This is a genomic window from Bacillus sp. IT-79MI2 (assembly GCF_949768135.1).
Classification (GTDB): domain Bacteria; phylum Bacillota; class Bacilli; order Bacillales; family Bacillaceae_G; genus Bacillus_A; species Bacillus_A pseudomycoides.
Map to the genome: position 1 here is coordinate 75,666 of NZ_CATKPV010000045.1, position 15,331 is coordinate 90,996.

A 15,331-nucleotide genomic window follows, 5' to 3' on the forward strand; every position below is an offset into this window, starting at 1 on the left:
ATCATATTTCGCATACAAGAATAGGTGTTTGTCTATAAGGGAATTCCACTCATTTTTCAGTTGTCTCAAAAAAAGAGCAGCCCTCTCATAAGGACTGCTCTTTCCTATTAATTTGCAACGATATTAACAAGTTTTCCAGGAACAACAATTACTTTACGAACTGTTTTCCCTTCAATTTGTTCTTTCACTACTTCGATAGCAAGTTGTTCCATTTCTTCTTTTGATGCGTCTTTTTTCGTTTTCAGTTTCGCACGAACTTTACCCATAACTTGAACAACGATTTCAACTTCATCTTCTACAAGTTTAGACTCATCAAATGTTGGCCAGCTTGCATATGTGATTGTTTCACTGTGTCCAAGCTTGCTCCAAAGTTCTTCCGCAACGTGCGGTGCAACTGGTGCAATCATTTTCACGAAACCTTCTACATATTCTTTCGGAAGTACTTCTGTTTTATATGCATCGTTAATGAACATCATCATTTGAGAAATTGCAGTGTTAAAGCGAAGCTCTGCATAGTCTTCTGTAACTTTCTTCACTGTTTGATGGTATGCTTTCTCAAGTTCTTGATTAGAGGCATCTGTGATTTTCTCACTTAGTTCACCATTATCTTGAACAAATAGACGCCATACACGATCTAAGAAACGACGAGCTCCGTCAAGACCATTTTCAGACCAAGCAATTGAAGCATCTAATGGTCCCATGAACATTTCGTAAAGACGAAGTGTATCTGCACCATGGCTTGCTACGATATCATCAGGATTTACAACGTTCCCTTTTGATTTACTCATTTTCTCGTTATTTTCACCTAGAATCATACCTTGGTTAAATAATTGTTGGAATGGCTCTTTCGTTGGAACCACACCGATATCATATAATACTTTATGCCAGAAACGAGCATATAGTAAGTGAAGTACAGCGTGCTCTGCACCGCCGATATAAATATCAACTGGAAGCCATTGTTTTACTTTTTCAGGATCTACAGGTGCTTCGCTGTTGTTTGGATCGATGTAACGTAGGTAGTACCAGCAGCTACCAGCCCATTGCGGCATTGTATTTGTTTCACGACGACCTTTTTTACCAGTCTCAGGATCGACAACATTTACCCACTCTTCGATGTTTGCAAGTGGTGATTCACCTGTACCAGATGGACGAATGTTTTCTGTTTTTGGAAGAACTAATGGTAATTCTTCTTCTTTCACAGCTGTCATTGTGCCATCTTCCCAATGGATAACTGGAATCGGCTCACCCCAGTAACGTTGACGACTGAATAACCAATCACGAAGACGATATGTTACTTTTTGATTTCCTGCACTTGTTACTTCAAGCCATTCAATCATTTTAGCAATTGCTTCTTCTTTATTTAGACCATCAAGAAATGCTGAGTTTACGTGTGGACCATCACCTGTATATACTTCTTTCGTGATATCTCCGCCTTTTACAACTTCTTTCATTGGAAGGCTAAATACTTGTGCAAACTCATAATCACGCTCATCGTGAGCTGGAACTGCCATTACAGCACCTGTTCCGTAAGTTGCAAGTACATAGTCAGCAATCCAGATTGGTAATTTCTCACCGTTTACTGGGTTAATTGCATAAGCACCAGTGAATACGCCTGTTTTTTCTTTCGCAAGTTCTGTACGCTCTAAATCACTTTTCGCTTTTACAGAATCAATGTACGCTTCTACTGCTTCTTTTTGATCCGCAGTTGTAATTTCTGTAACAAGCGCATGCTCTGGAGCAAGTACACAGTAAGTTGCACCAAATAGTGTATCAGGACGCGTTGTGAAGACTGTAAACTTCTCATCTGTACCATCGATGTTAAAGTGTACTTCTGCACCTTCAGAACGACCGATCCAGTTACGTTGCATATCTTTTAAGCTTTCCGGCCAATCAAGATCATCTAAATCTTCAAGTAGACGATCTGCATATGCAGTGATTTTTAACATCCATTGTTTCATCGGACGACGCTCAACAGGATGTCCACCGCGCTCACTCTTACCGTCGATAACTTCTTCGTTCGCAAGTACTGTACCAAGTGCTGGGCACCAGTTTACAGGTATTTCATCTACGTAAGCTAATCCTTTTTCAAATAGCTGTAAGAAGATCCATTGTGTCCATTTGTAGTAGTTTGGATCTGTTGTATTTACTTCACGGTCCCAATCATAAGAGAAGCCAAGTGCTTTAATTTGGTTACGGAACGTGTTAATGTTTTTCTCTGTAAATTCTGCTGGGCTATTTCCAGTATCAAGTGCATATTGCTCTGCTGGAAGACCAAATGCATCCCATCCCATTGGATGAAGAACGTTATATCCTTGCATACGTTTCATACGAGATAAAATATCCGTTGCTGTATATCCTTCTGGATGTCCTACGTGTAGCCCAGCTCCTGATGGATATGGGAACATATCTAGTGCATAAAATTTTGGTTTTTCTGTCTCATCTGGCGTGCGGAATGTTTTATTCTCTTCCCAATACGCTTGCCACTTCTTCTCAATTTCTTGATGATTAAAACTCATGAGATATCCTCCATTCAAATTGTATTTATTTTCACCGCCTAAAATACAAAAAACCTCTCATCCCTAGAAAGGGACGAGAGGTTATAGATTCCCGCGGTACCACCCTAAATTAATGTAATAAAGGATGTTCAAAACGTCCGGTAAAGATAGCTGTCGCATTTCTTTATCTTCCTTTTGAACAAGCACTAATATATACATTCGCTTAGATCCGTAACGTGGATAGACGGCAATTGCTACTTTGGTTCACAACTGCAACTCAAAGGCGAGTTCATAACGAAACGTGGATTGACTTGCACCAACCGTCAACTCTCTAAACCAGCTTCTATTACTACTACTCCTTCTCACTGTTATTACAAGTATGAGTTAATTTAAATATATTCTAAAACATGTTACATGTTCCGTCAAACTAAACTGCAATTTTTTCTTCTACTGTTTCTTCCACTTTCACTCGTTTATCATAAACACTCGTTGCGATAAGCGCTACTACAAGCATTACCATGATTACTATAAACAATACTTCCATATTGTATAAGTCAACAATTGCTCCGCCAACAACTGGTCCAAACATTTTCCCAACAGTCGCTGCGCTATTTACAACACCTTGATAAAAACCGATCTTATCATTTGGTGCAAGGATATTCGCAATCGTTGGAACAGCTGGCCAAACAAATAATTCACCAATTGTTAATGTCACCATCGCGACAAGGAACATGGTAAATTGCTGCGCTTGACTAAGTACAATAAATGACACTGCAAAAATGCCGATTCCGATCATAATTTGTTGTTTCAAAGAACGCTTCATCGCACGAATAATCATACTTACTAATGGCTGCGCACAAACAATCATCGCCCCGTTTATCGTCCATAACAGGCTGTAATGACGAAGGCTAATATTTAATTCCTGCATATGTGTCGCAATCGCACCTTGCCATTGTACATATGTAACCCAGCATAAAGCATATGCTACACATACGATAAGAAGTGCCTTGAATCCTGGTGTAAGAGACCAACCTTTTTCCGCTTTGACCGCTGTTTGTATACTTTGTTCATTTTTGTCCTCCATACCACGGAATCCGATAAAAGCAATTAAGAAGAAAATAAAGTATAAAATAAAGTTCGCTAAGAAAATATAATCAAAACGATAAGAAGCAACTAAACCACCGCACGCTGTACCAACAGCGATTCCAACGTTTTGTCCAACATACATCGCATTAAATGCTCTCCGTCCGCCTTCTGGCCAAACCGTACCAACCATCGCATACATCGATGGAAAGACCATACCAGAACCGAATCCAATTAACGCAAGCCACACAACATATAATGGCCAACCATGGAAGAATACAAGACCTAAAATCGCTAATAGTGTAATCACAATTCCTACTAAAATCGACTTGTATCCGCCCCATTTATCAAATAAAACACCGCCGAGTAAGTTACCAATTACTCCTGTTAACGAGTTAATCATTAATACCATTCCGGCCACAGATAACGATTTCCCTAAATGATCATGTAAATAAATTGTATTAAATGGCCATAAAAAAGAAGCACCCGTGACATTAATAATCATCCCAGCTACTAATAGCCATACTTTCCTTGGCATAGTTTCCCCTCCTATTCTGTTTTTTTCGTTCTATACATAACAGTAAAATTGTAGTCGTTTTTAAATAGGAAGGCAACTGATTAATAGTTGGTGAAATTCAGATAATGAGATATTGACTATATAAACACAAATTAAAAAATCGATATAAAAACCCTCTTTTTTAGGCAGGCGAGAGCATCTGGTCACGCATAGAAACGGTCAGGGTCTTTCCTGCCACATGCAAGGTTTAAAACAAAAGGAGAATGCAAGTAGCGATCATGGTGTATTCTGCACGGCAGTGACTTATATGTCGAAAAATTAAAATGGATATATATAAAACCCACATCTACATAAAGAGGTGGGTTTTAGTTCACGCTTTACAGCATTGGGAGAATACACTGAAATTTCATCCCCTTATAAATCACGTGATTTAAATGTACGAATCGCTATAAAAATAGCTGCTAACACATATAAAACAGCATAAACAATCATCATATTACTCGGTGTCGAAACACTCCCGAACACTCCTTGTGAAGCTATTGATAAAGGATTGTCTCCTGAATCAAATAAATAGATTGTCATTTTACGATACATTGTATCAATTGGGAATAAAAGGCTTGCAATTATGCCCATGTTTACAAGTGCTGTTTTTTGTGCCAATGTACCGATTTGTTCAACAAATCCGCCAATAAACCCAGTTCCGTACAAAATAATTAACACAATGCCAGCATTTAATGTTGCCATACGCGTGCTTAGTAATATCGCGATGCTAATTAAAATAACAGGCTGGATCAAGAGGAGAGCCAATGCTTTTATAATCTGCGTCGCCGTGAAATCTAAATGAAACGTGCTCCCTCCCATTGTTTGATGGATGAGTACGATACTTATAAACAGGAAGGCTGCGTACGCAATCAGTAAGCAACATAAGCCGATCCACTTTCCCATTAAAAAGGAAAAGCGTGAAATCGGTCTCGTTAGCCATGTATCAATTTGATGACTTTCAATTTCATTTGCAATACTGCCAACACTACTTAAAATAGCTAGCAACGCAGTAATAAACGAAGAAAAGTACAACCCCACTCCAAGAAGCTGTGTAGAAATAAAACTTTTGTTCATAAAATCTTGAGCTGCCGAAAGACCGCTAGATTCTCCTGGAAGGATTTCACTGACGGCGTAATGAATGGCCACTCCATAAAATATTAAAAAGGCAAAAGTCATACATAACGTAATGGTGAAAATACGCTTTAACAAAATTTCTTTAAATGATAATTTGGCGATTGTCCACATGCTGCGTCCCCTCTTTCTTATTTACCCAGTACATAAACACATCTTCCAAATGCGGGTGAACCGGATTTAACTGATACACAGGAATATGTAGTGCTACAAATGCTTCTAACAATCTAGGAATGTCATCTTCTTGTTGTAGCGTGATAATCCAACGCTTACGATTTTGCTGTTCTTCTATCTTCCGTACATTTTTAATAAACGAAGGCAATTGTTTAAAGAATAATTCGCTCTTTTCACCAAGTATTACTTCAACTTCCGTTTGAATCATCATCAATGAGCGCCAATCTCCTTGTACGATTAACTCTCCCTTATTAATAATCGCCACGTGATCACATACATGTTCAATTTCATTTAATAGATGGCTGTTTAAAAATACTGTCTTCCCTTGGTCCCGAAGCTCTTCCATTAAATGACGCACTTCTTTCCGCCCGATTGGATCAAGCGCAGATGTTGGCTCATCTAAAAAAATCAATTCCGGATCAGAAAGCAGAGCACAAGCAAGTCCGATACGCTGCTGCATTCCTTTTGAATAACCGCGAATTTTTTCTTTTTCCCTACCCTTTAAGCCAACTTTTTCAATAACCTCACTCATTTTTGCTTTCCGCTCACGAGAAGGAAGATCGCATAGTTTTGCATGCGTTTCAAGTAACTGCCATCCGGTCAGCCAATCAGGATAGCGAAACAGCTCAGGTAAATAGCCAATACACCGTTTTGATTCTATTGTCCCAATCGGCTGTCCTAACATTTGCGCCATTCCAGAATCCGGATGAATTAAACCAAGCATCGTTCGCACAAACGTACTTTTCCCTGCACCGTTAGGACCTATAAATCCGAATACAGTACCGCGCGGCACATCTAATGAAATGTTGCGGATACCGCCTTTTCCGTTATATTGTTTTGTTAAGTTCTTCGTTTGAATAATCCAGTCTTGTTTCATGTTTTACCCCCGCTCTATACAGGAACAGAGCCGCCCCATTTCGCGGAGCCGCTCTTGTTCAATCATTATTTTAATTCATTTGCAAGTTTAATAAGATCGTTTGCATTCAAATCTTTCTCTTGCTCTTTATGTTGCTCGATCATGTGCATTTTTCCATCTTTCTCCCAAATAAGCACGTTTTCATATTCAGTACTATATAAAACGGTCCTTACTCCTTGAACCTTTGTCTCCGATACTTTTGCACCTTTTGCTACATAAGGAATCGGCAATGTATGTGTCCAATCTTGAATACCTGCAAGTTGTGTTTTCACATTCGCAGGAATAATCGGAAGCTCTAAAACTGTTTTTTGTAATTTCGTAACATTTACACCCTCTGGAACAGAAATTTTTGGTGCATCAATTACATTATAGGAAAAAGCGCTTGATGTTCGATTGCCCTCAACTTCTATTTGAGTACGTACTGATTCCGGAACTGTGATCGAAAACTGCTTACCATTCAAAGCACTTTCAAACTGCGTATTGCTTTGTAGTTGTTTCAATAATTTATTAGCTTTTTCTGTATCGAGCTCAAATTGCATAATAAATGACGGATTCACATCCACATTCGTTACACGATATCCATCTGGCACTTTTGGAACAGCATATCCAGCTTCTCTTGCTTGCTGTTCCGACTGAAAATGAGCATCTTTTTTGCTTCCATTATCTTTGATTCCTATTTTCCCAATTCCTTTAATGGACTTTTCTCCTTCTTCCATGTTAGAGATCCATCCTTCAATTTCACGTAAATCAGAATCTGTAAGTTGAACTAACTGCACATCCTTTACTCGAAAAATCGATAACAAGTTACTTGCTCCTGCCCGTACTTCTGGAACTGTTAAAGACACACACACAACTGCCGCTGCTGCTGCTGCAGTAATCCAACGTTTAGATGATTTCTTCATATTATGCCATCTTCCCTTCTTTTTACTTTCTTCACTGTTTGTTTCTTCCGTTTTATGATTTTGTATATTTTGTTCAAAGGTTTTCCAAGCTTGGTCAACATCGATATCAATCTCTTCACTAACGTTTGTGAATTCATCATCCACTACAACTTCTACCCATTGATTAAGCTTACTTACTTCTTCTAACGCCTTTTGACATGCTTTACATTGGTCAAGATGTTGAATATATTGCTTTCTTTCATCGCGGTTTAATTCTCCATCTAAATACGCCTGTATAAATCCAATATCTTGGCATTTCATTTGTCACTCCTCCTTCATCCCTCTATACATCTTCCGAAATTTCGCTTTCGCTCGTGCTAGCAATGTTCCAACCGAGGAAACTTCCATATGAGTAGCCTCCGCGATTTCTTTATATTGAAATCCCGAAAACTTCATTAATAAGAGGGTACGTTCACGCTCATCCATTTCTTTTAATGTACTTTGTACACGAGTAATTTCTTCTTTTTGAATACATTTTTCTTCCGATGACGGACTGCTAATTGATTGTTTATAATTTGCTTCTTTTTCAATTCTTGCTTGATGCCTTTTTTCAGATCGCAAATAGTTATATGCTGCATAAATGGATGCTTTTGCTAGCCATGCCGATACACTTTCAATCTGTTTCCATTCTGTATGATATAATTGCAAAAATACTTCCTGCGCTAAATCTTCAGCAATTGCTTGATCTCGCACAATTCGCATAATTTGTCTCACAACGTGAGCATAATATTGTTTAAATACATCTTGAAACTGTATATTAGAAACTGAATCTTGTTCATATATATTTAACAATGAAGCTTTCACCTCCACTAATTTCTTCCTCCTTATTAGCCACTCTCACTATAAAGAAACCACAAACTTGCTATTTGTGACAAAAAAATAAAAAATATTTTCTTGTAATGGTTCATCCTTATTATAACCGTGTATTGAAACCAATTTTAATTCCTTGTTCTCTAAGAGATTTTGTTAAGAAGTATAAATCTATATATAAGTTAAAAAACCAACATAAAAACCTCCTTTCTTTTTAGGGAGACGAGAGCATCTGGCCGCGCATAGAAACGGCCAGGTCCTTTTCCCACCACATACAAGGTTTAAAGCAAAAGGAGGCAGCAAGTGCAAGTCATGTTGTATTCTGCATAGCAACGACTTATATGTTAAAAAATTAAAATGGATATATATAAATCGAAAAAAACGACATTACAAACAATGATTTAGGAAAAGCAAGAGATCGACTACATGGTTTAATTCCGACTTATCCCAATGTATTAGCTCTGCGCAAGAAATTAACGAATTGAAAGAATCTATCAATGAATTAAAAGATGAGGTCCGTAGTTTAAAAGAAGAAAAAGAAAAGCTTTGATATCGGTGATAATCTCGGATTTGTTGCTATACTAATTTTTTTGTTGCAATTATGTATATCACTCGTTAATAAAAAAAGGGGCTAACACTCAAAAGACCGCTTTTAGCGGTCTTTTGGGGGCAGCTCCTTTCTATATTGGAATCGATCTCTAAAAAAACAAATCCTGTCCCACATGATTTCCTGTTATAACTTGCATTCTATTTTGTAATTACATCAATAGAGTTATTTTATGAATAATCTTTATATTAAAATTTTTCATAAGAGATTCATCCTATTTTTGATTTTGGCCGTTTTTTAGAACTCCATTTAAATATCTTATCTAATACAGCATATATCCTATTGGATTCCTTCGCTAGTAAAGGTCCTACAGATGCTAATATCAAAACATATAAAGCTGAAAATGGTTTAATTGTAGCCATTAAGCCACCTGCCATCCCAATGTTTGCTAAAATGATAGAAAATTCTCCTCTTGATACAATTGTTAATCCAATATTCACAGAAGCCTTATGGGATAACCCTGCTTTACGTCCAGCAATCATTCCAGCTACAAAGTTTCCGCAGATTGTTAATAGAACCGCTCCTAGTGTTAACCATACAGCCCCACCAAGTGAAAAAGGGTCAATACTTAAACCGAAACTGAAAAAGAAGATGGCTCCAAAGAAATCCCGGAAAGGAACAACAAGATGTTCAATTCGATCACTATGTTCTGTTTCAGAAAAAACTAATCCTAAAAGAAGAGCTCCAATCGCTTCCGCAACACGAATCGTGTATGTTGCCTATTTTCACTAAAGTTATTTATGCACTACACAACTGGGGCAATAGATTTTAATATCCGTAAAAACTCAGGGTATTTATGATTGGGGAATTTAACATTATAAAAATTGGTTGAAATAACAAAAATCACAAGAGATAAGAATGAAAACACTATAACATCTTTTGATTTCAGCATGGTACCAACTAGACGAAATAACGATTCATTTTGTGTATTCAAAATTGTTTCCTCCTATCTTCTAAAAATAGGTTTCGTAATACGTTGTTTCATAATTCTTATCCCTTATTTATGTTTTACTAAACAATACTTGTTCATCTCTCCTTTCTTCACCTTTATGTTTTTTCTTATTAATAGATTTTTTGAAATTAGGTCCGTATACTTATAAAAAAAATCGCCCGAAACGTTCAAGGCGACTTTTTTATAAGGTAACTTTACATATTTACTTTGATAGGTTATGAGATTTATGAAACGTTTTAATCAAAAAAATACCGAGCACCCTCTGCTCGGTATTTTCCTATCTTAGTCTTCTTTCGGAAGAACAATTCCTTTATACAATTGAACTGTAATGAAGTAATAAATCGCGTAAATGACTATGAAAATAACAATTGGAAGCCAAATACGGAAGTACGGGTCAATTAAGATAAATCCGAAAATATTCATACCAACTAATACGTGAGCGATACCCACAATCGCTGGGAATAAGAATACTAAGAATAATTCTTTATAGATAGACTTCGTTAATAATTCACGGCGAACACCGATTTTACGAAGCATTTGATAACGCGTAATATCGCTTGATGCACCCGATAGAATTTTAAACATTAAACAACTTGCCATCATTGCTAAGAAAGCAATTCCTAGGAAGAACCCCATAAATACTGTTCCACTAGCGATGCCGTAAAATCCAGTATAAAATTGGTTCTTACTTTGCAAGGAATTTTCTTTTACATTTTTATATTTAACTAGCTGCAACTCGTCAATTTTTTTCCACTCTTTTTTATATGTTAAGAAATCATCTACTTTTCCAAGTAATGCAACGCCCTCTTTACCTTGCAAACCATCATACATTTTTTGGTCTACAATTTTAATTGTTTGATTAGGGGATACATAAATTGGATGAATCGTGCTTAATGCCTGATCCCACTCTTTTGGAATCACATTATCAGATTTTTCTTGACCGGAACTCAAAATCGCACCTACTGGCAATTCTTCAGAAGCTCGTTTCACTTTACCAATATCTTTCATTCCTTTAAAATCTTTTAAATCTTGTACTAAAGGACGATTTTTCTCTAAATCTTCTTTTAAATAATAGACATATTTATCGTCTGTTTTGTAACGATACTCACTTTTCTCTTTAAATGTAATACCATCTAAAATTTTCTTCTCTTCGGCTGTTGGATTATGAATCGTAACATCATAAATTGCCAAACCATCGACAGTAAGCATAACGTTATTTTTGAACGCCATACCGCCTGAAATCGCACCTGCTCCAAGCGCCACTAACATCGCTACTGTAGCTAGTACTTTTGTTAAGCTATTGATGCGGAAATTTAACTGGGCAAATGTAAAAGCATTAAGTCCTTTTTCAGTACGCTTTTTATTACTCTTTAGCTTTTTAATAATAAGCGGAAGGAATGTTCCAAATAACATGTAAGTTCCGGACGTTACAGTGATTAATGCAATAATAATCCCCATTTGCGCCAACTTACCCATGTAAACCATAGAAGCATAGCCGATTGCTAATAGAATAATTCCAACGAATGCAGCTATAACAGTCTTTACTCCTGCTTTAGAAACACGATCCGTTTTAGAATCTGCATGAACCAGTTGTAGAACCGTAATACGTGATAATTTGATACTATTCATAATTGCCGATAAAACAAATAGTATTAAGAAGAAAATACATGTAACAAGCATAGATGGAACATAAAATGCATGATAGCCACCTGCAGTAAATTCAAGCTGCTGCATAAGTAGTTTACCAATTCCTTGCGCGAGCCCTACACCGACTGCAATACCAACTACAAGAGATGCTGCTCCTAATACAATTGTTTCAATAAACATAAGCAGTGTCACCTTATGCTTTTTGGCTCCTAACATCATATACATACCAAATTCTTTTTGACGAAGTGATAGCAAGAAAGAATTAGCATATAAAATATAGAAGAATGTAATGATGGCTAATAGTACCGCACCAGCATGGAAGACGAATTGAATACTACTGATTACAGAATTCGCTTCAATAAATGCTTTATTCAATGCTAACGTTTGGAACATGTAAAAGATCGAAATTGACATTACAAGACCAACAAGTAAGACAATGTAATCTTTCAGCTTACTTTTCAGTCCTGACATAGAAAGCTTAAATAACATGTCTGAACCTCCTTTCTTATGCTTTTTGTGTGCCTAAGTCTGCAAGCACATCTAAAATTTCTTTATAGAACGCTTCACGCGTACCACCGCGGTGAATCTCTTTATATAACTCGCCGTCTTGAATGAATAAAATACGCTGACAGTAACTTGCGCTATATGGATCATGTGTAACCATCATAATAGAAACACCTTGTTCTTCATTTAAGTTTGTCATCGCATCTAAAAGACTCGCTGCATTTTTAGAATCAAGCGCTCCTGTTGGTTCATCTCCTAAAATGATCGCTGGTTCATGTACAAGTGCGCGCGCTGCTGCTGAACGCTGTTTTTGTCCACCAGATACTTCAGATGGGTACTTTTGAAGAATTTCTGAAATCCCTAACATTTTAGCTACCTTTTCTACTTTTGTTCCGATTTTACGTGATGGAACACCTTGTAGAGAAAGTGGCAGAGCAATATTTTCATAGATTGATAAGTTTTCTAATAAGTTAAAGTCTTGGAAGATGAATCCTAACTTTTGTGAGCGGAAATCAGATAGTTCTCCTTGCTTCATTTTTGTAATATCCGTACCTGCAATTTCAACAACGCCGCCCGTTGCTTTATCCAGTGTTGAAATTACATTTAATAACGTTGTTTTCCCTGAACCAGATGGTCCCATGATTCCAACAAATTCACCCTCTTGAATAGAGAATGATACACCTTTTAAGGCGTGTGATTGGCTCTCACCTTTTTTACCGTATACTTTTTGGACGTTTTGGACGTCTACAACTGGTCTGTTCATACATATCCTCCTACGTTTGTTTTCTCTTTTCCCATTTTGCGCCTTTCCAGGGTTATCTGCCATTGTTTTACATTACATTTACCTTACATTTTTGTAAGATGACAAAATAAAACCAGGTCATACTGCGACCTGGTTTACTCTGATTGCTTCGATTTTTGTGGTTGTCCTTTTTTACGATTACGTTGTTTTGCTTGTACCACTGGATCGAGTTCATTTGAAAACTCTGCGTTATGCCCATTTTGTGTTTTTTGCTCTGGGTTGTTTTGATCTGAACGCTTTGCCATGCCTATCACTCCTTATTAGTGCGGTGTAATAATCATTTGATGCTGCAATTGACGAACTGCCATACGAGCACGGTTTAGCTGCTCACGCTGTTCATCATTCGCATGTTGCTGCATGATTTGTAAATCATTATAGGCTTGCTCTAATTGTAATTGCGCATCAGAATACTCCATTGTATTGTAATGCTCTTGTCTACTTCCGATATCTAATTGCTCTTTTGCATACTCTATTGCTTGCTCTGCTTGCGTAATGTATTCTTCAAGTGATTGACGCTCTGCCATGATGTAGCCTCCTTGCCTTTAGTTCTCCTTTAGTGTGTCCCTTCCATATCGACCTTATGAGTATGTTATAATGGATTTTGTTTCATTTTAGGCTTTAGGAGGGATATGTAATGAAGGTTCAAAACCCTTTTCCATATACAAATGACAATAAACGTTACCATACGTGGAATTATCACTTACGAAAAGAGTTCGGCGAAAAAATCTTTAAAGTTTCATTAGATGCTGGATTTGATTGCCCCAACCGCGATGGCACAGTCGCATACGGCGGATGTACATTTTGTAGCGCTGCTGGTTCTGGTGACTTTGCTGGTGACCGCCGCGATGATGTTATAACGCAATATCATGAAATGAAAGAAAAAATGCACTCGAAATGGAAAGATGGAAAGTGTATTGCTTATTTCCAAGCGTACACGAATACCCACGCTCCTGTTGAAGTATTAAAAGAAAAATTCGAACCACTTTTAGCTGAAAAAGACGTTGTTGGTCTTTCCATCGCAACTCGTCCTGACTGCTTACCTGACGATGTTGTTGAATATTTAGCTGATTTAAATAAACGGACATATCTTTGGGTAGAACTTGGGTTACAAACTGTCCATGAACGTACAGCGAACCTCATCAACCGTGCCCATGACTATCCATCATATGTCGAAGGTGTAAACAAGCTTCGTAAGCACGGTATTAAAGTATGTTCACATATTATTAACGGTCTTCCTCTTGAAGATTATGACATGATGATGGAAACGGCTCGTGAAGTCGCAACACTTGATGTGCAAGGGATTAAAATTCATTTGCTTCATTTATTAAAAGGAACGCCAATGGTGAAGCAGTATGAAAAAGGACAACTTGAATTCCTTTCTCTTGAGGATTACGTAAGTCTCGTTGTCGACCAACTTGAAATCATTCCAGCAGATGTCATTGTGCACCGCATCACAGGTGACGGTCCGCCTGACTTAATGATTGGTCCAATGTGGAGCTTGAATAAATGGGAAGTATTAAATTCCATCGATGCGGAATTTGTACGCCGCGGAAGTTGGCAAGGAAAATATGCAAACGAGGTGAAACCCGTATGAAATTAGAACGTGTATTACCGTTTGCACGCACGCTTTTGCAAACAGCTGTCAAAGAAGGTGATTATGCCGTAGACGCAACACTTGGCAACGGTCACGATACTTGTTTTTTAGCGGAGATTGTTGGAGAACACGGGAAAGTATTTGGATTTGATATTCAGCGTGAAGCAATTGAAAGTTCGGCTACTCACCTAAAAGAAAGAGGACTTGAAGAACGAACTGTTCTCGTTCATGATAGCCACGATACTTTGTTATCTGTATTACCAGAAGAAGCAAAAGGCAAAGTAACCGGAGCCATTTTCAACTTAGGTTACCTTCCTGGCGGTGACAAGCATATCGTTACCAAACCAAACTCAACGATAGCTGCCATCGAACAATTATTAGAAGTCATGGCACCAGAAGGAATTATCGTTCTTGTCATTTATCATGGACATCCAGAAGGACAAGTAGAGCGCGATGCTGTCCTGCAATTCGCCGAAGAGCTGGATCAAAAACAAGCTCACGTACTTCGTTACGGCTTCATCAACCAACAAAATAACCCGCCATTTATTGTGGCGATTGAGAAACGCTAAATATATCGGCGATTCAACAAGAATCGTTATAAAAAACGTGCATGTGCTGCACGTTTTTTATTGTTCCGAGAATAAAATATGCCATATAATGGATGTGCGAAATCTATAAAGAAGGAGGCAATCATTTTGTTATTAGAACTAAAGGAAATACAAAAGGCCTATGGCAAACAACTGATACTAAAAGACATTCATTTATCACTGGTCTCCTTGCACATTTTTCTTTATCCATACTCGTTATTTCAATCGCAACATTATTTACACGAAATATCATTAAAAAAGCAAGTACAGCTTGGCTTAGTCTTTCTTTTGTACTACTTATCACAATTGCTTCCATTCGTCTCAAAAAAGAAATGCCGGAACTATTATGGGTTTTTCCGCCTATCAATAGTTTTCTGATGCTTGGACAATATGAACATCATTTGCTTGTTCACGTGCTTTGGCTTACTGCATGGGCACTTATATACTCGCTCTTATTAATTACTCTATTCCTTTTTCTCGTTCAAAAAAAACGATTTTAAAGAAGGAATATACGATGAAAATCGAGAAG

At 37.5% G+C, this 15,331-nt stretch carries 13 protein-coding genes, 3 pseudogenes and 1 other annotated feature; of the genes and pseudogenes, 4 read left to right on the forward strand and 12 right to left on the reverse strand.

Annotation, left to right across the window (positions count from 1 at the left end):
- Nucleotides 1–107: 107 nt before the first annotated feature.
- From leuS to ACM6HU_RS03870, 6 genes are all read right to left on the reverse strand, one after another.
- Entirely contained in the window at nucleotides 108–2,516 is a 2,409-nt protein-coding gene (leuS, locus tag ACM6HU_RS03845; protein WP_016116728.1) for a leucine--tRNA ligase, read from the reverse strand.
- A gap of 66 nt (nucleotides 2,517–2,582) precedes the next feature.
- Nucleotides 2,583–2,870 (reverse strand) — a binding site (T-box leader).
- A 52-nt stretch (nucleotides 2,871–2,922) separates the two neighbouring features.
- Nucleotides 2,923–4,116, reverse strand: coding sequence for an MDR family MFS transporter (locus ACM6HU_RS03850; RefSeq protein WP_016116729.1), 1,194 nt, complete (start codon nucleotides 4,114–4,116; stop codon nucleotides 2,923–2,925).
- Between the two features lie 393 nt (nucleotides 4,117–4,509).
- Nucleotides 4,510–5,382 (reverse strand): ABC transporter permease, encoded by an 873-nt coding sequence (locus ACM6HU_RS03855; RefSeq protein WP_077295508.1) that lies wholly within the window; start codon nucleotides 5,380–5,382, stop codon nucleotides 4,510–4,512.
- Nucleotides 5,354–6,319 (reverse strand): ABC transporter ATP-binding protein, encoded by a 966-nt coding sequence (locus ACM6HU_RS03860; RefSeq protein ID WP_016116731.1) that lies wholly within the window; start codon nucleotides 6,317–6,319, stop codon nucleotides 5,354–5,356. The genes ACM6HU_RS03855 and ACM6HU_RS03860 overlap by 29 nt, the downstream gene beginning before the upstream one ends.
- 65 nt (nucleotides 6,320–6,384) lie before the next feature.
- Nucleotides 6,385–7,560 (reverse strand): anti-sigma factor family protein, encoded by a 1,176-nt coding sequence (locus ACM6HU_RS03865; RefSeq protein WP_016116732.1) that lies wholly within the window; start codon nucleotides 7,558–7,560, stop codon nucleotides 6,385–6,387.
- A 3-nt stretch (nucleotides 7,561–7,563) separates the two neighbouring features.
- Nucleotides 7,564–8,091, reverse strand: coding sequence for an RNA polymerase sigma factor SigX (locus ACM6HU_RS03870; protein WP_033671567.1), 528 nt, complete (start codon nucleotides 8,089–8,091; stop codon nucleotides 7,564–7,566).
- A 389-nt stretch (nucleotides 8,092–8,480) separates the two neighbouring features.
- Between ACM6HU_RS03870 and ACM6HU_RS03875 the strand changes: the two are divergent.
- Nucleotides 8,481–8,585 (forward strand): annotated as a pseudogene (locus ACM6HU_RS03875) (DUF6584 family protein); the annotation flags it as partial.
- 340 nt (nucleotides 8,586–8,925) lie between these two features.
- On the opposite strand, the pseudogene ACM6HU_RS03880 reads toward ACM6HU_RS03875, so the two are convergent.
- From ACM6HU_RS03880 to ACM6HU_RS03905, 6 genes and pseudogenes are all read right to left on the reverse strand, one after another.
- A pseudogene (locus tag ACM6HU_RS03880) lies at nucleotides 8,926–9,426 on the reverse strand (cation:proton antiporter); the annotation flags it as partial.
- 35 nt (nucleotides 9,427–9,461) lie between these two features.
- Nucleotides 9,462–9,650 (reverse strand): hypothetical protein, encoded by a 189-nt coding sequence (locus ACM6HU_RS03885; RefSeq protein ID WP_016116735.1) that lies wholly within the window; start codon nucleotides 9,648–9,650, stop codon nucleotides 9,462–9,464.
- A gap of 300 nt (nucleotides 9,651–9,950) precedes the next feature.
- Nucleotides 9,951–11,804, reverse strand: coding sequence for an FtsX-like permease family protein (locus ACM6HU_RS03890; protein ID WP_016116736.1), 1,854 nt, complete (start codon nucleotides 11,802–11,804; stop codon nucleotides 9,951–9,953).
- A gap of 16 nt (nucleotides 11,805–11,820) precedes the next feature.
- Nucleotides 11,821–12,582, reverse strand: a complete 762-nt coding sequence (locus ACM6HU_RS03895) for an ABC transporter ATP-binding protein (protein WP_016116737.1) — start codon at nucleotides 12,580–12,582, stop codon at nucleotides 11,821–11,823.
- A 134-nt stretch (nucleotides 12,583–12,716) separates the two neighbouring features.
- The gene (locus ACM6HU_RS03900; protein WP_003208774.1) at nucleotides 12,717–12,866 is read right to left on the reverse strand and encodes a hypothetical protein; all 150 of its coding nucleotides are present in this window, start codon (nucleotides 12,864–12,866) and stop codon (nucleotides 12,717–12,719) included.
- A gap of 15 nt (nucleotides 12,867–12,881) precedes the next feature.
- A complete protein-coding gene (locus tag ACM6HU_RS03905; protein ID WP_003208776.1) occupies nucleotides 12,882–13,145 on the reverse strand; it encodes a YtzC family protein in 264 nt (87 codons plus the stop codon).
- A 110-nt stretch (nucleotides 13,146–13,255) separates the two neighbouring features.
- Between ACM6HU_RS03905 and ACM6HU_RS03910 the strand changes: the two genes are divergently transcribed.
- The 3 genes and pseudogenes from ACM6HU_RS03910 to ACM6HU_RS03920 form a co-directional block, all read left to right on the forward strand.
- Nucleotides 13,256–14,215, forward strand: a complete 960-nt coding sequence (locus tag ACM6HU_RS03910; protein WP_016116738.1) for a TIGR01212 family radical SAM protein — start codon at nucleotides 13,256–13,258, stop codon at nucleotides 14,213–14,215.
- A complete protein-coding gene (locus ACM6HU_RS03915; protein WP_016116739.1) occupies nucleotides 14,212–14,784 on the forward strand; it encodes a class I SAM-dependent methyltransferase in 573 nt (190 codons plus the stop codon). Before ACM6HU_RS03910 ends, ACM6HU_RS03915 begins: the two co-directional genes overlap by 4 nt.
- 191 nt (nucleotides 14,785–14,975) lie before the next feature.
- Nucleotides 14,976–15,302: pseudogene (locus tag ACM6HU_RS03920) on the forward strand (hypothetical protein); the annotation flags it as partial.
- Between the last annotated feature and the right edge of the window lie 29 nt (nucleotides 15,303–15,331).